This is a genomic window from Sanguibacter suaedae (genome assembly GCF_016342785.1).
In the GTDB taxonomy this organism is placed as follows: Bacteria; Actinomycetota; Actinomycetes; order Actinomycetales; family Cellulomonadaceae; genus Sanguibacter; species Sanguibacter suaedae.
The window spans coordinates 87,321-109,379 of record NZ_JAEINH010000006.1; the positions used below are offsets into that span (position 1 = coordinate 87,321).

The following is a 22,059-nucleotide window of genomic DNA, read 5'->3' on the forward strand; positions in this document are numbered from 1 at the left end:
CCCCGGCGCCCGGGAACGACGAAGAGCCCGCTCCGAGGAGCGGGCTCTTCACTGCCAGGGGTACCGGCGGGGGGCGGACGCGGACGTCCGACCACAGCCGGGACGAGTCCGAGGACTCGGGTGGAGGTGCGGGGAATCGAACCCCGGTCCGGTGACGCAAATCCAGGACTTCTCCGGGCGCAGTCTGCTACGGATTTTCTCGGCCCCAGCACTCACGCAGACAAGCTGCTGACAGGCCCAGTCGTCTAAGAGTCCCTGCAGCGCCGACGACGAACGCTGCAAGCAGTGGCTCCCTAGATGACGCCAGGGACTGAGGCGGAAGCTACCTCAGGCTGACGGACTTCAGGACTCGCTCAGGCGGCGAGTGCGAAGTCGGTGCGCTTGGAATCGGCACCTATTGGTTTGCAGACGTCGTTTACGAGATAAGTCTGCATCCTCGGCCCGCTTCTCCTCGAAACACGACCACCGTCGAAACCGATCACCCCCTGTGCAGTTGTCAAGCACCCGTCCCGAGGTTCCAAGGCCCCGGGTCGAGCAGGTCCAGCCTACGGGATCAACGCCCCGGGGGCCGACTCTATTTCCGCCCGCCGAGGCGAGGGGAGGTCTGGGTCAGCGGAGCTCGCGCTGACGGATGGCGCGGTGCGCCTCGCGGTTGTCCTGCTGCTCGCGCAGCGTCTGCCGCTTGTCGAACTCGCGCTTGCCTCGCGCGACGGCGATCTCGACCTTCGCCCGGCCGTCCAGGAAGTAGATCTGCAGCGGCACGATCGTGAAGCCCTTCTCACGGGTCTTCTGCTCGAGGCGTGTGATCTCGTCGCGGTGCAGGAGGAGCTTGCGCTTGCGGCGCGGCGCGTGGTTGGTCCACGTCCCGAGCGCGTACTCGGAGATGTGCGCGCCCTCGAGCCACGCCTCTCCTCCGTCGATCGAGCAGAAGCCGTCGACGAGCGACGCGCGACCGGCACGCAGCGCCTTGACCTCGGTGCCGGACAGCACGAGACCTGCTTCGAGGACGTCCTCGATGGCGTAGTCGTGCCGGGCCTTCTTGTTGCTCGCGACGAGCTGCCGAACGGGTGCGGACGGCTGCGGCTTCTTGGAGGCCTGCTTGGAGCCGTCGGGCACCATGTACATCTTCGCCATCGCTCACACCTCCTGTCGCCGGACCGTCGCCGGGCTCGTGCCCTGGCTGGTCAAGCGTAGATCACCCGCCCGCCGGGAGCAGCACTTTTTGCGGCGGGCGAAACCTCCCCCGGCGCGGCAGGGGTCAGATCATCGACATGGGGTCGACCGTGCCGCCGTTGACGTACACCTCGAGGTGCAGGTGGCAGGCGGTCCCCAGTCCCGTGTTGCCCGAGTAGCCCACGAGCTGCCCCTTCGCCACAGACTGTCCCCCGCTCACCGCGAAGCTCGTGAGGTGGTTGTAGCTCGTCATGAGGCTCGACCCGTTGACCCACCCGTGGTCCACGAGCACCTGGTTCCCGAACCCGTTGCGGTACTTGGTCCACTGCACGGTCCCGGCGGCGGACGCGTAGATCGGCGTCCCGCAGTAGGCCCGGAAGTCGGTTCCTGCGTGAAGACGGCTGTAGCCGAGGACCGGGTGGAGCCGCCACCCGTAGCGGGAGGTGATGTACGGCACGGCGGTCGGGTAGCCGAGGACCCTGCCGGTGGCCGGCGCCCCGCCACCGCTCGCAGGGGGTGCCGGGGCGGGGGCCGGTGCCGGTGCGGGCGGGGCCGCCGGGGCGGGCTTCGCCGCTGCCGCCTTGCGGGCGGCCTCCTGCTCCGCGGCGATCCGTGCCCTTTCGGCCTCCTTGAGGCCGATGATGTCCTGGATCTCGTCGCGCAGCGTCTCGTTCTGGCTCGCGAGCTCCTTCTGCCGCTTCTCCTCGGCCGCACGCCGCGACGCGATCGTGTCCTTCTTCTCCTGCTGCTCGTCGATGAGGTCCTCGACGTCGTCGCGGGCGTCCTGGGCCTCTGTACGCGCGGTGTCGGCCTCGACGACCTTCGCGTCGGCCTGGGTCTTGAGATCGGCGATGGCGACCTTCACGGCGTCCAGCCGCACCTCGGAGTTCCGTGTGACGGCCTCGGTCTGGCGGAGGTCGTCGAGAGACGAGCTCTGGGTGCGCATCGCCGTCTGGGCCATGTTGTAGTCGCTGACGAACTGGTCGGTCGACTGCGCACCCACCACGAGCTCGAGGCCGGAGATGCCCATGTCGCCCCGCGCGGCCTGCCGCGCCATCTCGGCGACCCCGTTGCGGGCGTCGGTGGCTGCCTCCTCGTTGGTCGCGATCTCCGCGGTGAGCGTCACCTCCTCGGCCTCGGCGTCGCTGAGGCGCTGCGCGAGGGAGTCCGCCTCGCGCTCGGCGGCCTCGAGGGTCGCCTCGGCCTGGGCGAGCGTCGCCTCGGCGACGGGCAGCTGTGCCTCGATGTTCTGCAGGTCGATGTACGCCTGCGCGAGCTCGCTGTCCGTCTCGGCGAGGTCCGCGGTGACGGCGTCGAGCTGGTTCTTCGCGGCGTCCTGCTGGTTCTGGGCGTCCGTGAGACGGTCGTCGAGGTCGTCCGCGACTGCGGGCAGTCCCAGACCTCCGAGGAGGACGAGGGCGACGGCCGCGGCGATCGCTGAGCGGAGTCGGGTCATGTCACACCTTCGTGTATCTGCTCAGGGTGACGATCGATGAGATCGCCGCCAGGAGGAACGCGACCCCGATGAGGACAGGGGCGATGGCCCACACGTCCGCGGTCGTCACGTACGGGATCCACTGGACGGACTGGCCGAGCCAGTCCTCGATGAGGTACTTCACGCCCACCCACAGCCCGCCCACGGCCATGAGGGCACCCACGGTGGCAGCGATGGCACCCTCGAGCATGAAGGGCAGCTGGATGAAGAACGTCGATGCGCCGACGAGGCGCATGATCCCCGTCTCGCGCTTGCGGCTCAGCGCGGAGAGCCGGATGGTCGTCGTGATGAGCAGGACCGCCGCGAGGAGCATCACCCCGGCGAGCCCCGCGGACAGGAGCGTCGCGCGGTTGAGGACGAGGAAGAGCGGCTCGAAGATCTGCCGCTGGTCACGGACCTCCTCCACCCCGGGGCGCCCGCTGAGGACGTCGTTGATGACCTGGTACTGCTCGGGGTCGGTGAGCTTGATCCTGAACGACGCGTTCATGTCGTCCTCGGTGACCGAGTTGAACCACCACCGGTCGGAGAACTGCTCGGAGAAGGTGACCCACGCCTCGGCCTTGCTCTCGAACATGACCTCCTGGATCTCGGGGGCCACCTCCGGCGAGTCGAGGAGCTGCTCGATCTCGGCGATCTGCTCGTCCGTGGCCTCGCCGTCGGCGCAGGTGGGGATCGTCGACCCCTGGGGGCACAGGTAGACGCTGATCTCGACCTTGTCGTACCACTCCCCCTTGAACTTGCTGATCTGCGTCTGGGTGAGCGCTGCCGCACCGACGAAGGTCAGGGACACGAAGGTCACGAGGATGACGGACACGGTCATCGACAGGTTGCGTCGAAGACCGATGCCGATCTCGGAAAGGATGAACTGGAAACGCACCGATATCCCCTCAGCGGGCCGAGCCGTAGACGCCACGGGACTGGTCACGGACCAGCTCACCGGTGGACAGTTCGATGACGCGCTTGCGCATCTGGTCGACGATCTCGTCGTCATGGGTGGCCATGACGACGGTGGTACCTGTGCGGTTGATGCGGTCGAGCAGGCGCATGATGCCGAGCGACGTGGTCGGGTCGAGGTTCCCGGTGGGCTCGTCGCACAGGAGGATGGACGGCCGGTTGACGAAGGCGCGCGCGATCGCGACACGCTGCTGCTCCCCGCCGGAGAGCTCGTGAGGGCGTCGCTTCTCCTTGCCCGCGAGGCCCACCATCTCGAGCGTCTCGGGGACGGTCGTCATGATGTGGTGCCGGGGCTTGCCGATGACCTGCAGCGCGAAGGCGACGTTCTCGAAGACCGTCTTGTTGGGCAGGAGACGGAAGTCCTGGAACACGGCGCCGATCTGGCGCCGGAGCGTGGGGACCTTCCAGTTGGACAGCGACTGGAGGTCCCGTCCGGCGACGAAGACGTTGCCGGAGGTGGCCCGCTCCTCACGGAGGACGAGCCGCAGGAAGGTGGACTTCCCGGAACCGGACGCCCCGACGAGGAACACGAACTCGCCGCGCTCCACCTCAAGGGAGACGTCGTCGAGGGCAGGCCTCGCCCCTCGGGCGTAGACCTTGGTGACGTTCTCGAGTCGAATCACAGCTGGCGACCAGTTTCTGCGGTGGGGGGAGCGGCAGTGCCGCTGGTCGTACGCAGGGTAGGCACGCGCCGCCGCGTTCCGGCTGCAGACACGCCGCCTCCCAGGGGACCCGCAGGGAGTCTCACCCCCGGCAGGGCTGCCCTCGTCAGTCGGTGGGCTTGGACCGGCGCCAGCGGATGCCCGCCTCGATGAAGTCGTCGATCTCCCCGTCGAACACGGCACCGGTGTTGCCGACCTCGTGCTCGGTGCGCAGGTCCTTGACCATCTGGTACGGCTGGAGGACGTAGGAGCGCATCTGGTCGCCCCAGCTGGCCTTGACGTCCCCGGCCATCTCCTTCTTCATCGCCTTCTCCTGCGCCTGGCGCTCGAGGAGCAGGCGGGACTGGAGGACGCGCATCGCGGCGGCCCGGTTCTGGATCTGCGACTTCTCGTTCTGCATGGACACGACGATCCCGGTGGGGATGTGCGTGAGGCGCACCGCGGAGTCCGTCGTGTTCACGGACTGCCCGCCCGGCCCGGAGGACCGGAACACGTCGACGCGGATCTCGTTGTCGGGGATGTCGACGTGGTCGGTCTGCTCGATGAGCGGGATGACCTCCACGGCGGCGAACGACGTCTGGCGGCGGCCCTGGTTGTCGAAGGGCGAGATCCGCACGAGGCGGTGGGTCCCGGCCTCGACGGAGAGGTTCCCGAAGGCGTAGGGGGCCTTGATCTCGAACGTCGCGGACTTCAGCCCGGCCTCCTCGGCGTAGGAGGTGTCGAGGACGGCGGTCGGGTAGCCGTGACGCTCCGCCCAGCGCAGGTACATGCGCATGAGCATCTCGGCGAAGTCCGCGGCGTCGACACCGCCGGCCCCGGCGCGGATGGTGACGACGGCCTCGCGGGAGTCCCACTCGCCGGAGAGGAGCGTCTTGACCTCGAGCTCGCCCAGGTCCTTGCGGATGCCCGCGAGCTCGGACTCGGCCTCGGCGAGGGTGTCCGCGTCGTCGGCGCCGTCGCCCTCGGTGGCCATCTCCACGAGGACCTCGAGGTCGTCGATGCGCGAACCCATGGCGTTGAGCCGGTCGAGCTCGGTCTGCGCCTGCGAGAGGGCCGTGGTGACCTTCTGGGCGGCGTCGGTGTCGTCCCACAGGTCCGGTGCGGATGCCTGCTCGGAGAGCTCGGAGATCCGCACCCTGAGTGCCTCGGGGTCGCTCACGGCGCTGATGGTCGCGAGGGTGCCGCGCAGGGCGATGATCTCGGATGCGAAGTCGGTGGTAGCCACGGTCGTCAAGGTTACGCGACCTGCGAGGCGCCCGTCCCTCCCCCGGCCACCTCCGCGCCGGGGTACGCCCGGGCGGGTGGCCGTGTGAGCAGTGACGCGGTCAGCCGCGCGACCAGGTGGTCGCCGTCCTGCGGATGGACGCGCCCCGGTACACGGGGCCTGCGACCCTGGAGAGGACCTCCTGGACCGGGCGGGCGAAGTCCGCGGGGTCCGACGACGGGAAGAGCGCCCCGGGCCCCAGGTCGATGCGGTGCGTGTACTGCGTGTACCCGTCGGTCTCGAGCGTCGGCACCCGGCGCCTGCGCAGCGACGGGTGCCGCTCCTCGAGCGCCGCAGGGTCGTGGAGCTCCAGCTGGAGCTCGATGCGCGCGCTCGTCCGGGCCTGCCGGGGCATCGGGCTGGTCGCGACGGGCTTGGTGGTCGTGAGGACGAGGACACGGGCGGACCGGATCTGCGACCACTCGAGGTGCAGTGCGTGCGCTCCCCCACCGTGGTGGATACCGTCGGGCCCGATCTCGAGGCGGTGACGGAGGATCGTCGGGATGCGGAGCAGCATCCACAGGGCCCCCAGCGCCGCGACGCCGGCGATCGCGTAGACGATGGTCCGCATCGTCGCCACGTCCTCGGGTGCCGCCTCGAACGAGCCGTTTCGGCCAGAGGTGACGAGCCACCACGTGACGAGCAGGAGGACGCCCGCGAGCGCGAGCGCGGCGACGAGGGGCGCCGCCTTCCCTGCGACGAACCGGTCGGTGCCTGGGTCTGTGCTCTGCGGATTCACGGCGAGACCGTAGCAGAGGCCGCGCGCCCGGCATCGCACCCCTAGACTCGCCGGATGGGACGGAGGCTGGACGTACGGGACCTTGTCCGACGGGTCGGTGGGGGCGCTCCGAACCTCCAGGCGGGACTGCGCTCGAGACCCGAGGGGCTGGACTCGGCGGCGGTCCGCGGAGTCCTCGAGCTCGGTCTGCGCATCGGGGAGTCGATGATCGCTCTCGGCGCGTCCGCGGTCGACGTCACCCAGGCGATCCGAACGGTGATCAGGGCGTTCGGGCTGCACGGCAGCCAGGTGGACCTGACGTTCACCTCGATCACCGTGTCGTACGACCGGGGTGGCGAGGAGCTGCCCGTGACGATGATGCGCATCGTCCGCGACCGCATCCCCGACTACGGGCGGCTGCAGAGCGTCGTCGAGCTCGCGCAGGAGGTGGCGCAGAACCCCGTCGCCCCGGAGGACGCGGCCGCTGTCCTCGAGGACGCGCACACGCGCCTCGACGCCGTGGTCACGGCCCCTCAGACGTACCAGCGCTGGGTCATCACGGTCGCCCTGTCCGCGATGGCCGGCGCCGTCGCGGTGCTGCTCGGCGGGTCCCTCGCGGTGACGCTCGTCGCCGCGGCGACGACGGCGGCCATCGACCGGGTCGTGTGGGCGCTGGGGAAGCGGGGTCTGCCACCGTTCTTCCTCCAGGCGGCCGGGGCCGCGGTCGCGGCGCTCGTCGCCGTCGGCCTCTACCTCGCGGTGCCCCACCTGCCGATCGACCCCACGCTGCTGCCGCCGTCGCTCGTCGTGGCGTCGGGGATCGTGGTGCTCCTCGCAGGGCTCTCCCTGGTGGGCGCCGCGGAGGACGCCATCTCGGGGTTCCCCATCACTGCTGCGGCCCGGTCGTTCGAGGTGGTGGTGCTCACCCTCGGGATCGTCGTGGGCATCACGGGGGTCCTCGACCTGGCGCGCCGGTTCGGGGTCCCGCTCGTGCTCTTCGACCCGCCCGTCGCGACCTCGCACGTGGTGCTGCGTGCCGCCGCGGCGGGTGTCGTGGCGCTCGGCTGGGCCGTCGCGTCCTATGCGCGGCCCCGGGCGGCGTTCCTCGCCGCCGGCATCGGGGCGCTCTCCTGGAGCGTGCTCACCGTGGTCGTGGGCCTCGGTGCGGGGCCGGCCGTCGGGTCCGCGGTGGCCGCACTCGTCGTCGGTGTCCTGTCGGAGTGGATCTCGCCGCGCCTCAAGGTGCAGGCGATCGTCACGTCGGTGTGCGGGATCGTGCCGCTCCTGCCGGGGCTGGCGATCTACCGAGGCCTGTTCGACATCGTCTCCAACACGTCGTCCGGGATCCTCCCCGGGTTCTCCGAGCTGTTCGGCGCGATGATGATCGGCCTGGGCATCGCCGGCGGCGTGACCCTCGGGGAGTTCCTCGGAGCGCCGCTGCGCCTGGGCACCAAGGGCGGCGGCCGCACCCGCAGCACGGCGATGCGCGGCGTCACGCCCCGCAACCTGCGCCAGCTGGGCCGACGCAGGTCACCTGTCAGCAGGTGACCGACGGGCGGCGCCCTACCGTCCGTCGTGCACGACGCGGCCTGCGACGAGGGTCACAGCGACCGTGGTCCCGCGCAGGTGGGCGGCTGTCTCCGCGGTCGTGGGGAACGGCTGGAGCGGGTCGCTGTCGAGGAGGACGATGTCAGCAGGGCCCCCCGGGTGCAGTCCGGTGCGCCCGTCGGTGGAGGCGGCGAGGGCCTCGCTGACGGTGAGGTGCTGCTCGGGGTGCCAGGGGTCGCGGTCGTCGGCGCTGCGGTGCACGGCGGCCGCCATGGCGAGCCACGGGTCGAGGGGCGCGACGGGCGCGTCGGATCCGAGGGTGAGGGTGACGCCGGCGTCGTGGAGGTCGCGCAGCGGGAAGCTGCGGGCGGACCGTCCGGGCCAGATCGCCTCGGTGACGTCGCGGTCGTCGAGCAGGTGGGCGGGCTGCACGGACGCGACGACGCCGAGGCGTGCCATGCGTTCCCCCTGGCCGGGGGCGACGAGCTGCGCGTGCTCGACGGACCCGGTGGTGCCGGTGGTCTCGAAGGCGTCGAGGGCGATGTCGACGGCCGCGTCGCCGAGCGCGTGGACGGCGGCGCGGAGGCCTCCTGCACGGGCTCGGGCGAGGAGCTCGGTGAGCTCCTCGGGCGGGACGGCCTGGACGCCGTGCGGCTGGTCGGGCTCGCCGGGGTTCGGGTAGGGGTCGCGGCAGTGGGCGGTGCGGGTCCCGAGGGAGCCGTCGGTGATGATCTTCAACGGGCCCTGGGTGAGGAGCCCGCCTCCGCCGGGAATCTCCTGCCCCGTCGTGTACCCGAGGGCGAGGACGTCATCGAGCCCTGGTGCGTAGACGGCGGCGCGGACGCGCAGCGTGGTGAGCCCGGCGGTGAAGCGGTCGGGCCAGTAGCGGGTGCTGTCGTGGAACTCCATGTCGGTGACGCCCACGACACCGCGGGCGGCGCACGTGGCGAGGACCTCCCGGTAGCCGGTCATCTCCTGGCCGGGTGCGGCGAGGCCGTCGACGATGCGGTTGTAGCGGGTGAGGGCGTCGAACCACACGGTCTCGCGGACGAGGCCGTCGTCGTCGGGCGGGTCGAGCGGGAGGTCGAGCAGGCGCCGGGCGACGGTGTTCACCCAGCCGGCGTGGACGTCGTTGGAGGCGAGCACGACGGGGACGTCGGGGGCGAGGGCGTCGAGCCCGGTGAGGGTGGGGCGGTCCGGCCAGAGTGGCGCCCGGAACCCGAAGCCCTCGACGGCGGGGTCGCGGGGGCGCGACTCGATGCGCTCGCGGAGCATCGTCAGGGCGTGGGCGGCGCTCGTGGCCGTGGTGAGGTCGAGGCGGTTGAAGGACTTGGCGACCTGTCCCAGGTGGACATGCTGGTCCCACAGGCCCGGGACGGCCCACCGGCCCTCGGCGTCGAGGAACGGCTCGTTCTCCTCGCGCTCCAGGCGGGGGGCTGCCGCGACGATGATCCCGTCGCGGACGCGGACGTCGAGCGGGGCACCGGAGCCGGGGACGCGCGCGCCGCGGAGCAGCAGGGAGCCGACGAGGCGCGGTGCCGCCGGGTGGGGTGCGGTGGTCATGCGGCCCACCCTAAGCGGCAACGGCGCCTGCCGGACGGCTCAGCTGGTGCGTGCGGCGCCGTCGGTCTTCCGTGCACCGCGGCCGGCGACGAGGTACAGGACGACGCCGACGGCGAGGAGGATCGCGCCGTAGAGCCACACCTGGGCGGACTGCCGGGTGAGGAGCAGCACGCAGGACAGGACACCGAGGACGGGGACGGGCGTCCACACCCGGAAGTGCTTGTGCTCGACGGTGTCCTTGCGCAGGACGAGGACGGCGACGTTGGTGCTGATGAACACGAAGAGCAGGAGCAGGACGACGGTCTCGGCGAGGGTGGACAGGTCCCCGACGAGCGTGAGGACCATGGCGACGGCGGTGGTCGCGACGATGGCGACCCACGGGGTGCGGCGCTTCGGCAGGACCCGGCCGAGGGTCCGTGGGAGGAGGCCTTCCTCTGCCATGCCGTAGGCGAGGCGGCTGGCCATGATCATGGTGAGGAGCGCCCCGTTGGCGACGGCGATGAGCGCGATGAGGCTGAAGAGCCAGCTGGGGACCCCTACCCCGGTGGCGTCGACGACCTCGAGGAGGGGGCCGCTGGAGTCGGCGAGGTCCTCGGGCGGGAGGGCGACGGCGCTCGCGACGGCGACGAGGACGTAGACGATGCCTGCGGTGATGAGGGACCCGAAGAGCGCCTTGGGGTAGACGCGGCTGGGGTCGGTGATCTCCTCGGCGACGTTGGCGGAGGTCTCGAACCCGACGAACGAGTAGTAGGCGATGATCGCCGCACTCAGGGTGGCGACGGCGGGGTTGGCACCGTCGGGGAACTGCCCGACGCGGGAGACGTCACCGTCACCGCCCGCGAGCATGAGGCCGACGACGGCGACGACGAGGACGAGGCCGCTGACCTCGATGACGGTCATGACGACGTTGCTGCCGAGGGACTCACGGATGCCGCGGGCGTTGAGGCAGGCGACGAGCGCGAGGAACACGAGGGCCGCGGGGACGGCCGGCACGTCGAGGAAGGTGCCGAGGTAGTCGCCGGCGAACGCGAGGGACAGGCCTGCCGCGCTGGTGACGCCGGCTGCGAGCATGCTGAACCCGACGAGGAACGACACGAGGGGCTTCTTGTAGGCGCGCTCTGCGAAGACCGCGGCGCCACCGGCGCGGGGGTACTTGGTCACGAGCTCCGCGTAGGACCCGGCAGTGAGGAGCGCGAGGAGGAGGGCGACGAGGAGCGGCACCCACAGCGCTCCCCCGACCTCCGCGGCAAGGACGCCCATGAGGGCATAGATCCCGGCGCCCAGGACGTCGCCGAGGATGAACAGGAAGAGGAGGGGTCCCGTGATGCCGCGCCGCAGCTTGGTCGACCCGAGGTCGGTGTCCGTCATGGTTGGAAACCTAGGACGACTTGCCCGATGGCGCGCGGTGAGAGGGCCGGGCGTGGTGACAGCCACACTGGCAGTGTGCGGCCGTCACACGAGCAGGCCCCCAATTCCGTTGCGTCTTCTCCCACTAGCCGGAAGACGACACGCTCGGGCGTCTACCGAGAGCCTTGCGCATCCCACTCGTGGGCCTGGCGTAGGCGCTCGGCGAGCCACTCCGGTGTGTGCTCGGGATCGCGGGGATGCCTCTCCCACTCCTCCAGGTAGTGGCCGACGCTCGTGGGTGTGCTCCACTCCGGCTCGTTGTCATAGTCGAAGTCAAGTTTCATCTTGCCTGGTGCTTCCAGCTGACACCTGGCGGTGAACCATGCTCCCCTGCCCGGCTCGGCCATGGAGGTCCGTAGCTTATGAAACGCTCGGACGGTTGTCGGAGCGACCCTGAATGGGACCGATAGGCCATCGCCCACTCGTGCGGACGCCTGAAATTCTGAGGTCTTCCCCACTTGAACAAACAGCATCTCGCCCGTTCTCCACCCATCGGGCGCCGCGCTCACGAAAGCTGCACCGATCTTCTGCGAAACCTCAACCAGATCAGAATCGGTCATTGCTCAAAGCTCCTCACGAGTTGGAGCATTCCGTCGGTAATCAGCGTGACTGAAAAACAGTCGGGCCGCTTAGAAGTGCCGGGGTCTTCTACCTCTATCAGGACTCGAGCGACGCTGAGCGGGTCACCCTTGAGTGCAGAAAAGCTCCAACGCACCCGGCCCCACACTGCAGCCGGCGACCACCCCCCAGCCGCACGCCCCCGAGCAGGTGTCACTAACGTCATGACACAGAACATCTAGAGGCGCATTGACCGGATCTGCCGACTACTCGCCGGCGCGCATCTTCGGGGGCACGTAGAAGTTCTCCGGCGGGATCTCGCGCCCGGTCGCTGTTTCGACGATACGGATCCCTTGACCCTCGTCGACGATCTGCAGGTCGGACCCCACCGGGAAGTCGTAGATGCCGATCAGGGCCGGCTCGAGCGCGCACACGGCGTTGAAGTCGGTCACCTGGAGGTTGCTCGTGTCTGCGAGGTACTCCTGGGAGTCGATGTGACTGAAGATCCGCCACCCGTTGTCGACCGGTGCCTGCGACGGCACACGTACCATCCACCGCACACGCCCAGCCCTCGAGAGAACGTTCTTGGACACCAGGCACGCCCCCGCTTTCGGGATGAACTCCGGGTAGCTCGTCATCGCGCGTTCTCCTCAGCTGTCGGCGGCACTCTGGCCGTGCGCATGCAGGTACTCTTCCATCCGCTCCACGAGCTTGTCACGGCCGGGTGCCAGCAGTTTCGCGCTCTCAAGTGTAGTTCGTCCCGCTTTGCCCTCGCGCAAGAGGTCGAGGTCCGGCTGCGCGAAGAGGACGTTGTAAAAGGGCTCTAGCTCTTCGTCGCTGAACTTCAACCGTGAAGCCAACGTCTGCAGAGGCGTGCCCCACCCTCGCCCAGCGACCATGTTCACATCGGCACCGCCACTGATCAGTGTTTCCAGCAGAGGCACCTCGGCCTCGAAGTCGTGAGAGTTATGTCCAAAAAGGAGATGCAGCGTTGTATAGCGTTCCGGCAAGATCAAAGCAGTGGGGTATGCGCCGTCGTCAAGCAGGTGCATGGCGATCGCCACCCTGCTCTCTGGCTGGCCATTCTGCAGTGCAAAATGCAGTAGGGTCTCACCTTTGTCACTCGACCAGGACTCGACCGACCCAGGCTGGTACACCTCCAGGAACTCCTCGAAAGTAGATCTGCGCGCGGTACCCATCAAACTGAACACTTGCCCTCCTGGAGCGATTGGTGACCTAAAAGATCGAGCTTCCGACAGCCTATAGGTCTTCAGCGGCAATCCCCCACAGGTCACGGCGATATTCGGTGAATTCACCTCCGTCCAACCAGCAGCCAAAGCGGTACCGCTTTAAGTACGTTTCTGACAGGGTGTCGAGCGAGCTTGATCACGGCAGCCGGTAGCGCTCTCCTTGACCCGCAGCTGCCGGGCTCACTCGGCCCGTGCGCTCGCCTCGGCGCGGATGGTCACGCCACCGGAGAAGAGGTTCGTGACGGGGCTGATGAGGGTGGGTCGCGCGACGGCGGTGAGCACCACGCGTGAAGAGCGGCCGTCGGGCGAGCGGGCCTCGACGACGCTCACGGGCCCGAGGCCCTGGAGCAGGCCAGGGTGCGTGGAGAGGTACTCGCCGACCGCGGTCGCCACGTCGGTGTCGGTGAGGACCAGTCCCCCGTCAGCCGCGGCGGCCTGACGGCCGTCGTAGAAGCCCGTCTCGTCCACAGCGTCGGCCGAGGCGAGGGCCAGCGTGTCGGCGAGGTTCGCGAGGCGTTTGCGCTCCAGCTGGATACCCGTCACGGACACGACGACGCTCACGAGGAGCAGCAGGACCACCGTGTACCCGAGGGCCAGGACGAGGATCTGGCCGTCCTCCCTCCGTTCCCCCCGCAGCGCGCGGCGCAGGTCCGCCAGGTACGTCATCACGGGGCAGCCTCCTTGTAGGTGTCCACCGGGGTCACCGCGTGCGCGGTCACCGGGATGGACATGGGGAGCCACGACCCGGCGCTGCTGCCCAGGCCGGGGAACGTCACGTCGATGCGCACGCTCGTCGTGACGTCCGACCCCGGAGCCAGGCACACCGCAGAGCCACACCCCACCGTGAGCGCGCCCGGGGCGAGGACGAAGCCCTGGTCTCCGAGCGCGACACCCGCCGCCGCCTCCGCGCGCGGCATCCCGGCGGCCAGGGACGACGAGACGGACAGGACCCGCCCTGCCTCGCGGGCGGCGCCCTCGGACGCGAACGTCGCCGCCTGGACCCTGCCGAGCACGAGGACGAGGTAGAGAGTGGGGATGAGGAGGATGAGCGCGGCGCCGAGGAACTCCACGAGCGCGTTCCCGTCGTCCCCCGTGGCCCGGCTGCGCGCGCGGACCGCGACGAGAACCGCCCGACCAGCCTGCCGCAGCCGGCTCACAGGATCTCCTCCACCAGGGCATGCCCTTCGACGGTGAGGAGGCTCGACGGCCCCCACAACCCGATGACCGGGACGGGGGCGGTCACGGTGACCTCGACGAGCCGGGCGTCGGCAGCCTGGGTGTAGCGGGCACTGACCTGCCCGGCGTAGCCACTCGACAAGGACTGGGTGATGAGGTCGCGTGCGCGTTGCTCGCCGTCGCCGAGGCTCCGGTCCGAGCGCGCTGCGAGGCGCGCACCCTCGGCGGCGCAGTCGACGAGCGTGGAGCGGACGTGGAGGGCGACGGCCACCTGGACGACGCCCAGGAACATCGCGGTGACGAGGACGGCGACGAGGACGAAGCCGACGACGGCCGAGCCCGCGTCGTCCGCGCGAACCTCCGCGGGTCCGGTCAGGGTCCGGTGACGCCAGCCAGGGCGGTGGTGAACATGTTCGTCAGGGCGGGGCCCGCGACGGCCCAGATCGCGACGACCAGGCCCGCCGTCATAAGGGTCACGAGGACCCAGCCGGGGACGTCGCCGCGGTCGTCCGTCAGGGCGATCTGCGCCGTGCGGGTGCGGAGGCGTGCTGCGAGGGTCGTGCGCGTGCGGGTGGTCATGGTGGTCCTTCCGGTGGGGACTGTGGGTGGTCACGGCGCTGGGTCACAGGCCGATCTGGAGGGTGATGAGGCTGGGGAAGACCGCGAACGCCACGGTGACAGGGAGGATGAGGAACACGACGGGGACGAGCATGAGGACCTCCTTCTTCCCGCCGAGCTCCATGAGGGCGCGACGCCCGGAGTCGCGGACGTCCTGCGCCTGGGCGCGGAGCACGTCGGCCAGCGGGGTGCCGCGTTCCACGGCGACGCTGACACCCTCGGCGAAGCGGGTCAGGCTCGCGATGCCCGTGCGGTCCGCGAGACGTTCGAGCGCCTGGGTGAGCGGGGTGCCCGAGCGGACGTCGGCGAGCGTGCGTGCGAGCTCCTCCGTGAGCTCCCCGCGCGCCGAGCGCGCGACCCGCTCGAGCGCACCCACGGGCCCCTCCCCCGCCCCGACGGACAGGGCGAGGAGCTCGGCGACGGTCGGGAACTCGAGCAGCATGCGCTCCTCTCGGCGCTTCACCTGCTCACCGAGGCGGTAGTCGCAGGCGATCACCCCGGTGACGGCGCAGATGACGACGAGCAGGAGGAGGACGGGCAGCGGGGTCCCGCGCGTGGCAGCGAGGAGGATCGCGAGAGCGAGGCCGAGAGCCAGCCCCACGGACCCCCAGGCGACCTGGGTGATGCGGAACTGCTCGGGTGTCTCGGTGCGTCCGGCGCGGGCGAGCTTCCGGCGCAGCTCCGCCGCGGGCGACCCGATGCGCTCCACGAGCCGCGACGCGTCGGCGAGCCACGGGGCGACGATGCGTTCGAGCGCACCGAACGGCGACGAGACGGGCGCCTCGGCGAGGAGGCCGGAGCTCGCGTCGGGCACCGTGAGGTACGGGGCGAGACGCTCGTCGAGCCGGACAGGCCGCGCACGCAGCGCCCGGACGACGACGAGGATGCCGACGCCGAGCATCGCCCCGATGAGCGCGCCCGTCACCGGAGCACCCGGACGTCCTGCGGCAACCGGCCGATGCGAAGCATGAGCTGGTACGCGACGAGGGAGCACGCGGCTCCCCCGGCGATGACGGCCGCGCCGAGGGGCGTGTTGTAGGCGTCGGACGCCTCGGTGCGGGTGGCGAGGAGCGCGAGGACGAGCCACGGGCCTGCGGCGGCGAGTCGCGCCCCGGACACGGTCCAGCTCTGGCGGGCCTCGAGCTCCCCGCGGGTCCGCAGGTCCTCCCGCAGGAAGGTGGAGAGCGTGCGCAGGAGCCGGCCGAGGTCGGTGCCACCCACGTCCCGGGTGATGCGCAACGCCTCGATGACGCGGTCGGCCACCGGGTCCGCCAGGCGCGCCTTGAGCGTCACGAGGCTCTCCTCGAAGCGGCCCGTCGACCGGTAGTCGCGGGCGAACGCCCGGAACGGAGGCCGCAGGTCCACGGGACCGCGCTCACCGATCTGCGCGACGGCCTCCGGGAGGGACAGCCCGGCGCGGACACCGGACGCGAGGTGGTCGACGACCTCGGGCCACACCTCGCGCAGCTGCCCTCGGCGTCGCCGGGCACGCGACCTCACGAGGGCCCACGGCGCGGCCGTCGCCATGACGGCGAACGCCGCCGCGATGGGCACGGACCGCAGGACCGCGACCCCGACGAGGAGGACGACGACACCGAGCGCGCAGCTGGCGCCGACGAGCCCGCGCGGCGTGACGGACCCCGCGCCGGCGTGGACGAGGACGTCCTGCACGGCGAGCGCCCACCGTCCGGTGGCGCGCTCGCGGGGTGCGGTGACCCAGAAGGACGACCACACGGACAGCAGGCCCGCGCCGAGGAGGAGCCCGGCGATCACACCCATGTCTGCCCCCTCACCGTGACGGCCGGAGCATGGCGGGCAGGTCGATCCCGGCGCGCTCGAAGCGTTCGGGGTGCGGCGGGAATCCTTCGCCTCGGGTGAGCCCGTGCTCACCCCACGCGTAGAGCCCGGCGGTCTCGACGACGCCTTCCTCGACGCGTCCGGTGACGGCGACGATCTCCCGCACCCGGCGGACGCCCTTGGCGTCCATGGCGAGGTGCACGACGATGTCGATGGCCGACGCGACGGTGGGCGTGACGAACCTGCTGCTCACGTTCTCGCCCGCGAGGAGCGGGAGCGTGCAGATCTTGGAGACGGCGTCGCGCGCAGAGTTCGCGTGGATGCTCGCCATGCCGGGGACGCCGGAGTTCAGGGCGATGAGGAGATCGAGGCTCTCCGCGGCCCGGACCTCGCCGACGACGATGCGGTCGGGGCGCATCCGGAGGGCTTCCTTGACGAGGCGCCGCAGCGGGATCTCGCCGGTGCCCTCGAGGCTGGCCTCGCGGCACTGGAGGGCGACGACGTCCCGGTTGGCGAGGTTGAGCTCGAAGACCTCCTCGGCGGTGATGATGCGCTGCTGCGGCGGGATCGATCCGGACAGCGCGTTGAGGGTCGTGGTCTTGCCGGCCTGGGTGGCACCGGAGACGAGGATGTTCAGACCTGCGCGGACGCACGCGTCGAGCAGCCCAGCGGCCTGGGAGGTGATGGTCCCGGCGGCGACGAGGTCACCGAGGCTGGAGGCCCGCATGACGAACTTGCGGATGTTCACGGCCATGTGGCGCCGGGTGACGTCCGGGATCACCACGTGGAGGCGCTCCCCACCCGGGAGCGCGGCGTCGACGAACGGGCTCGACAGGTCGAGGCGACGGCCGGACGTGGTGAGCATCTGCTCGACGAGGTGATGGACCTGGGTCTCGGTGAGGATGGTCGTGGTGAGCTCCGGGACGCCGTGCCGGGCGACGAACACCTGGGCGGGCCCGTTGATCCAGATCTCCTCGACCGTCGGGTCGTCGAGGTACTGCTGGAGGGGCCCGAGCCCGGCGACGGCGTCGAGGACGCTCTTCGCGGCGAGGCGCGGGTCGGCGAGCGCGGGCACGGCCCCCGCCATGGAGCGGGCGTCGTAGTCGGCGACGACCTCCGCGACGAGGGCGTGCACCCCGGCGTGGTCGCGGGCGGGGTCGAGGCCACGACGGCGCACGAGCTCGCGGACCTCCGACTCGAGGATCGCCACGCCGTCCATCCACGCCTCCTTCGCTGCTGTCGGTGCTCACCGGGCCGCCCTGTCACGGGAGGCTCGAGGAGCCGCCCCTGCGGGCCGGACCGACCCTAGGTGACGGCCGACGTCTCCCGCTGGGCCCTGTGGACAACCTGTGGTGCACGGCAGGCCGGGAGGCGCTCGGCCCCTGGCAGAGGGTAGGAGAGACCACGAGCGCGAGCGATGGGGAGAGGTCCCCTTCTGCTCAGTCGGACCGCACCGCGAGCGCCGGTTGGATCCGTGCCGCGCGGACGGCCGGGTAGAGCGAGGACACCACACCGGCGAGCGCTCCGAGTGCGGGCCCCGCGACGAGGCTGGACGCGGAGATGAGGACGGTCCAGTCGTTCACGAGGCCGACGACGACGATCGCCACGGCGGCGAGGGCACTCCCGGCGAGTCCTCCGAGGAGTCCGACGAGGCCACCTTCGGTGAGGACGAGTGCGGCGACGTTGCCGGCGCCGGCGCCCATCGCTCGACGGACGCCGATCTCCGCGGTCCTGGAGGTGACGGAGACGATCATCGAGTTGGCGATGAGCAGCGTGGTGATGAGGAGCAGGAACGCGCCGATGCCGGCGGCGTACCTGTCGAGCTGGGTGGACACGCCTGCGCGCAGGTCGGCGACGCCTGAGACCTGTGAGGAGGTGAGTCGTTCGGGGGCGTCGGGCCTGAGGGCTGTGCGGATGGCGTCGACCACGGGGGCGCCGGCACCCGGCGCGGTCCGCACGAGGACGCGTGCGGTCCGGTCGCTCCCGGCCAGTGCGACGGCGGTCGGGTACGGGATCGCGATGGTGGACGAGAGGTCGACCGTGCTGGAGGAGATGAAGCCGACGACGGTGTAGCGGTAGCCGTCGAGCCACAGGGTGAGACCGAGCGGCGTAGCCGAGACAGGGATGCCGAGCGTCTTCGCCGCTGTCTCTCCCAGGAGCACGATCCGTTCCGGCTCGTCCAGGAGGAACGATGCGGGCGGGGTCGAGTCCGTCCGGATCGTGTCCAGGTATCCGGAGGAGATGCCGGAGACGGTCACTCCGGTGACAGTCTCACCCCCTGGCGTTCCTGGCTGGTGGCGGGAGACGGGCATGGTCCTCAGCTCCGTGAGGTCCAGTCGTGTCCCTGCGGCGGCGACGAGGTCGAGGGCCGTGGCCCGTTCCTGGGCGTCGTCGGGCAGGAGACGCGCTGCGGGTTCCTCGGCATCGGTGCTGCCGGTGTCGTCCGCTGGTGTCGCGGTGCGCGCTGCGGACTGCACGGTCACGAGGTCGATGGTGGAGGCGGCGAGCCCTGCGTCGACCTGCCTCGCGGCGACGGCCGAGATTCCGAGGGAGGAGATGAGTGCGCCGGTGCTCAGGGCGACGGCGGCGAGCAGGAGGACGGTCCGTGCGCGACGTGCGTGGATCTCCACCACGACGTCCTCGACGACGTCACGGACCGAGAGGATCAGTGCCGCGGTCCGGGCGCTCATCCTGCGTCGTCCTGGATGCGCCCGTCGACGAGCCGCAGGGTGCGGTCCGACCAGGCGGAGACGCGCGCGTCGTGCGTGATGACGACGACGGCGACGCCGGATGCGGCCTGCTCGTCGAAGAGCGCGAGGACGTTGTCCGCGTTGTCCTCGTCGAGGTTTCCCGTGGGTTCGTCCGCGAGGAGCACGCGGGGTTCGTCGACGATGGCGCGTGCGACGGCGAGGCGCTGCTTCTCCCCACCTGACAGGAGCCGGGCGAGGGAGCCGCGACGGTGCGTCAACCCCACCTGGTCGAGTGCGCGCGAGATCTGACGGGGGCGGGCAGCACGCGGGGCCCCGGCGATCGCGAGCTTGATCTGGACGTTCTCGGCGACGGTGCGGTGGCCGAGGACGTGGTGCTCCTGGAAGACGAAGCCGAGGGATCGCGACCGCAGCGCGTTCCGCTCGCGCATGCTCATCGTGGCGGTGTCCACGCCGTGGAGGAGGTACTGCCCCGTGGAGGGCGCGTCGAGGAGTCCGAGGATGTTCAGGAGCGTCGACTTGCCGGCCCCGGAACGGCCGACGATGACGACCCGTTCCCCGCGGGCGACGCTCATGTCGATGCCACGGAGTGCGGTCACGGGGGGTGTCGAGCCGTAGGTCTTGCGAAGGTCCCGCACCTCGATGAAGCTCTCGTTCACTCTCCCTCCGTGACGACGACGTCGTCGCCGTCGGAGAGCTCGCCATGGACGACGGCGTAGCCGTCCGCCGTCCCGAGGAGCTCGACGTCCACCCGTTCGAGGCGTCCGTCCTCGGCGACCGTCCGGACGTAGGTACCTGTGGCGTCCTCGCGCAGCGCGAGGACGGGGACGGACGTGCCGGTGATCCCCGGGAGGGCGTCCTCCGGGGTGACCGTGACGGCGGCTCCTTCGGCGAGCCCGGCGGGATCGGCGAGGGCGATCGTCACGTCGTAGCCGGGTGGCGCGCCGGAGTCGGTGGCGCTGCCGACGAACTCCCCCACGGCGGTCACGGTCCCGGTCGTGGTGGACGTCGTGTCGGTCACGGAGGTGACGGTGACGGACGCTCCCGCGACGAAGGCCGGTGCGTTGGACATGCTCACGCGGGCGGTGACGGTCGGGGCGCCGGAGCGGAGGGTCAGGACCGGTCCGCCGTCGGCGGCGACCTCGGTCCCGACCGGGGACACGGAGACCAGCTGGGCGGTCCCGCCCGGCAGACGCACGATCTCTGCCATGGGTAGAGGTTGGAGCGCTGCGGTGCGGGCGGCCTGCAGCTCCGCGGCTGCGGCGTCGACGTCGGCCTGCGCTCGTCCGCGCGTCGCGGCCGACCCGTCGGGCGCGGTGGCAGCGTCCCCACTCCCCGCCTGGCCCGGCTCACCTTCAGGTGCCCCGATTCCGGCCAGGGTGTCCTGCGCTTCGGTGAGGGCGTCCTCCGCCTCGGTGACGGCCTCGACCGTGTCGTCGGACGGGGCGGGGGGCGTCGCACCGGCCTGCTGGTAGAGGCGGGTGACCGCGGCGGCCGTCGCGGGTCCGTACTCCCCGTCGGCCGTTCCCGAGTAGTGGCCCGCTGCGGCGAGCGCCGTCTGGAGCGCTTTCACGTCGGTCCCCTGGTCTCCCGGGGCGAGGTCTCGGTAGAGGGCGAACGGGAGGTCGAGGCCGAGGACGGGCCGTCCGGAGATCTCGACGAGCACCTGCCCGCCTGTCACGGCTTCGCCGGGAGCCCGCGGTGTGGCAGTGACCACCCACGGCCCGTCACCTCGGGGCACCACCTCGACGGAGCTGCCCAGGGCGACGGTCCCCTGGACCTCGCCGCCGTCGACGGCAAGCGTCCTCTGGGCGACCGGTGCCGTCACCTGCTCGACAGCGCGCGAGTTGGCGATCGCCGCCTCCCAGGGCGAGCGCACCTGGGTGCCGACGAGGAACGCGACGACGACGGCCGCGACGCAGGCGAGCGCCCACCACCACAGCCAGCGGGTGCGGGTCTTTTCATCCGCCTGCCCGACGAGCTCCTCTCCTCCCTCCTCGACCGTGGTCGAGGACCTGCGGGTCACGAGTCGTCGCGCCCGACCTCGGCGGCGAGGGACCGCGCCTCGGCGAGGCCGTCGTCGATCGCCTTCCGCTGCGCGAGGAGCTCGTCGAGGTACGTGACGATCACGGGGGCCTGCAGGTCAGCCTTGACCTGCGCGACCTTCTCCGTGAAGCCTGTCTTGTCCTTGCACGCGACCGTCGTCAGTGCCATACGGACCTGCTCCTCCGAGATGAGGGCCGTGTCCGCGCCTTCGGGAAAGCCGATGAGCTCGGGGTCCGGGGTGAGTCCTTCGGACTCGAAGCACGTGCCGAGCTCGTCGACCGCTGACTGGACGTCAGGATGCTCAAGGAAGGTCGTCTCGACCGCCGCGAGCTGTTCCTCCCACGGCCCCCCGGACCCGTAGAGCGCGTCGACGGCCTTGACCTCAGCCGACTCGGCGCACTCGTCGATCACGGCCCAGTCCTCGTCAGTGAGGTGTTCGTTGACTGGCTCACGAGGGGGCGCGGCCGATGTCTCGGCATCTTCGCGGACGACACCGTTCGCCTGCATGTCCCTGTCCGTCATGGGACCGACGAAGCCGAAAGTCTCCGCCTGGGCGCCCGTCCAGGGGCCGAACTCGGTCTCCGAGGTGTATACGGGGTCGAACCGCGAGCCAACGACAGTGAACTCAACCCCTTCCTTCGCTGCGCACTCCGCGAGTCGCACCGTCCCGGCCACGGTGATGACGCTCTCCTCCTCGGCGGTGGGGAAGAAGCGCTCGGCGGGATAGACCACAGCCCCGCTGGACGCGTCGAGCTCTGCGTCGAGCACGACGCCACGAGCCTCAGCCCCAGCGAGCTCCTCCGAGGACACCTGGTCGCCGTCCGGCACCGCATCGGCGCACCCGGCGGCGCAGAGGATCACAGCGACCGTCAATGTCGATGTGACCCGTCGTCGAGGCGATGAGAAGAACTGGAGACGCGTCATCATCAATTCCTTGTGAGCGAGCCGTGACCTGAACTACCGGGGTGGATTCGCACACCCCATTGCGTGCACACGATGTCTTCACAGAAAGGGCTGGGAAACCCTCTGAAGAATGCGCTTGGCGATCATACACGCAGGTCAAACCCCACAGACCAGGACCACCTCCAGGAACTTCCGCCGACCATGCGTCAATGACATACC

The 22,059-nt window shown here is 70.6% G+C and carries 23 protein-coding genes and 1 other RNA gene; 1 reads left to right on the forward strand and 23 read right to left on the reverse strand.

Translation table 11 applies throughout. The features are described 5' to 3' along the window. Positions 1-118: 118 nt before the first annotated feature. The 7 genes from ssrA to JAV76_RS08840 all read right to left on the reverse strand — a co-directional run bounded on the left by ssrA (position 119) and on the right by JAV76_RS08840 (position 6,287). Positions 119-486, reverse strand: a transfer-messenger RNA (tmRNA) gene (gene ssrA / locus JAV76_RS08810). 123 nt (positions 487-609) lie between these two features. Beyond that, a complete protein-coding gene (smpB, locus tag JAV76_RS08815; RefSeq protein WP_198733795.1) occupies positions 610-1,119 on the reverse strand; it encodes an SsrA-binding protein SmpB in 510 nt (169 codons plus the stop codon). 139 nt (positions 1,120-1,258) lie between these two features. After that, entirely contained in the window at positions 1,259-2,629 is a 1,371-nt protein-coding gene (locus JAV76_RS08820; protein WP_198733670.1) for a M23 family metallopeptidase, read from the reverse strand. Position 2,630: 1 nt separating this feature from the next. Then, a complete protein-coding gene (ftsX, locus tag JAV76_RS08825) occupies positions 2,631-3,545 on the reverse strand; it encodes a permease-like cell division protein FtsX (protein WP_198733671.1) in 915 nt (304 codons plus the stop codon). Between the two features lie 10 nt (positions 3,546-3,555). Next, complete coding sequence (gene ftsE, locus JAV76_RS08830; protein ID WP_198733672.1) at positions 3,556-4,245, reverse strand: cell division ATP-binding protein FtsE; 690 nt, start codon at positions 4,243-4,245, stop codon at positions 3,556-3,558. Positions 4,246-4,390: 145 nt separating this feature from the next. Continuing rightward, positions 4,391-5,509, reverse strand: a complete 1,119-nt coding sequence (gene prfB / locus JAV76_RS08835) for a peptide chain release factor 2 (protein ID WP_198733673.1) — start codon at positions 5,507-5,509, stop codon at positions 4,391-4,393. 100 nt (positions 5,510-5,609) lie between these two features. After that, positions 5,610-6,287, reverse strand: a complete 678-nt coding sequence (locus tag JAV76_RS08840) for a hypothetical protein (RefSeq protein WP_198733674.1) — start codon at positions 6,285-6,287, stop codon at positions 5,610-5,612. Between the two features lie 54 nt (positions 6,288-6,341). Between JAV76_RS08840 and JAV76_RS08845 the strand changes: the two genes are divergently transcribed. Then, positions 6,342-7,814, forward strand: a complete 1,473-nt coding sequence (locus JAV76_RS08845) for a threonine/serine exporter family protein (protein ID WP_198733675.1) — start codon at positions 6,342-6,344, stop codon at positions 7,812-7,814. 15 nt (positions 7,815-7,829) lie between these two features. Here JAV76_RS08845 and JAV76_RS08850 read toward each other — a convergent pair whose 3' ends face one another. The 16 genes from JAV76_RS08850 to JAV76_RS08925 form a co-directional block, all read right to left on the reverse strand. Then, on the reverse strand, positions 7,830-9,377 hold the full coding sequence (locus JAV76_RS08850) for an amidohydrolase (RefSeq protein WP_198733676.1): 1,548 nt from the start codon (positions 9,375-9,377) through the stop codon (positions 7,830-7,832). 39 nt (positions 9,378-9,416) lie between these two features. Next, positions 9,417-10,745, reverse strand: coding sequence for an APC family permease (locus JAV76_RS08855; RefSeq protein WP_198733677.1), 1,329 nt, complete (start codon positions 10,743-10,745; stop codon positions 9,417-9,419). A gap of 152 nt (positions 10,746-10,897) precedes the next feature. Beyond that, on the reverse strand, positions 10,898-11,344 hold the full coding sequence (locus JAV76_RS08860) for a hypothetical protein (protein WP_198733678.1): 447 nt from the start codon (positions 11,342-11,344) through the stop codon (positions 10,898-10,900). A 264-nt stretch (positions 11,345-11,608) separates the two neighbouring features. Beyond that, on the reverse strand, positions 11,609-11,980 hold the full coding sequence (locus JAV76_RS08865) for a DUF2185 domain-containing protein (RefSeq protein ID WP_198733679.1): 372 nt from the start codon (positions 11,978-11,980) through the stop codon (positions 11,609-11,611). Between the two features lie 12 nt (positions 11,981-11,992). After that, positions 11,993-12,553 carry an ankyrin repeat domain-containing protein gene (locus tag JAV76_RS08870; protein ID WP_198733680.1) on the reverse strand — a complete coding sequence of 187 codons (561 nt, stop codon included), beginning with the start codon at positions 12,551-12,553 and terminating at the stop codon, positions 11,993-11,995. A 219-nt stretch (positions 12,554-12,772) separates the two neighbouring features. Then, on the reverse strand, positions 12,773-13,258 hold the full coding sequence (locus JAV76_RS08875) for a pilus assembly protein TadG-related protein (RefSeq protein WP_230402091.1): 486 nt from the start codon (positions 13,256-13,258) through the stop codon (positions 12,773-12,775). After that, positions 13,258-13,749, reverse strand: coding sequence for a pilus assembly protein (locus JAV76_RS08880; RefSeq protein ID WP_307844105.1), 492 nt, complete (start codon positions 13,747-13,749; stop codon positions 13,258-13,260). The genes JAV76_RS08875 and JAV76_RS08880 overlap by 1 nt, the downstream gene beginning before the upstream one ends. Then, entirely contained in the window at positions 13,746-14,144 is a 399-nt protein-coding gene (locus JAV76_RS08885; RefSeq protein ID WP_198733797.1) for a TadE/TadG family type IV pilus assembly protein, read from the reverse strand. Before JAV76_RS08885 ends, JAV76_RS08880 begins: the two co-directional genes overlap by 4 nt. Beyond that, on the reverse strand, positions 14,141-14,347 hold the full coding sequence (locus tag JAV76_RS08890) for a hypothetical protein (RefSeq protein WP_198733682.1): 207 nt from the start codon (positions 14,345-14,347) through the stop codon (positions 14,141-14,143). Before JAV76_RS08890 ends, JAV76_RS08885 begins: the two co-directional genes overlap by 4 nt. Before the next feature lie 43 nt (positions 14,348-14,390). Further along, entirely contained in the window at positions 14,391-15,287 is an 897-nt protein-coding gene (locus JAV76_RS08895; protein ID WP_198733798.1) for a type II secretion system F family protein, read from the reverse strand. A gap of 20 nt (positions 15,288-15,307) precedes the next feature. Then, the gene (locus JAV76_RS08900; RefSeq protein ID WP_198733683.1) at positions 15,308-16,165 is read right to left on the reverse strand and encodes a type II secretion system F family protein; all 858 of its coding nucleotides are present in this window, start codon (positions 16,163-16,165) and stop codon (positions 15,308-15,310) included. A 10-nt stretch (positions 16,166-16,175) separates the two neighbouring features. Continuing rightward, positions 16,176-17,402 carry a TadA family conjugal transfer-associated ATPase gene (locus JAV76_RS08905; RefSeq protein ID WP_198733684.1) on the reverse strand — a complete coding sequence of 409 codons (1,227 nt, stop codon included), beginning with the start codon at positions 17,400-17,402 and terminating at the stop codon, positions 16,176-16,178. 220 nt (positions 17,403-17,622) lie between these two features. Further along, positions 17,623-18,873 (reverse strand): ABC transporter permease, encoded by a 1,251-nt coding sequence (locus tag JAV76_RS08910; protein ID WP_198733685.1) that lies wholly within the window; start codon positions 18,871-18,873, stop codon positions 17,623-17,625. Continuing rightward, positions 18,870-19,550, reverse strand: coding sequence for an ABC transporter ATP-binding protein (locus tag JAV76_RS08915; RefSeq protein WP_307844107.1), 681 nt, complete (start codon positions 19,548-19,550; stop codon positions 18,870-18,872). Before JAV76_RS08915 ends, JAV76_RS08910 begins: the two co-directional genes overlap by 4 nt. Further along, on the reverse strand, positions 19,547-20,917 hold the full coding sequence (locus JAV76_RS08920; protein ID WP_198733686.1) for a peptidoglycan-binding protein: 1,371 nt from the start codon (positions 20,915-20,917) through the stop codon (positions 19,547-19,549). The genes JAV76_RS08915 and JAV76_RS08920 overlap by 4 nt, the downstream gene beginning before the upstream one ends. Further along, positions 20,914-21,612 (reverse strand): hypothetical protein, encoded by a 699-nt coding sequence (locus tag JAV76_RS08925; RefSeq protein ID WP_198733687.1) that lies wholly within the window; start codon positions 21,610-21,612, stop codon positions 20,914-20,916. Before JAV76_RS08925 ends, JAV76_RS08920 begins: the two co-directional genes overlap by 4 nt. Positions 21,613-22,059 lie beyond the last annotated feature (447 nt).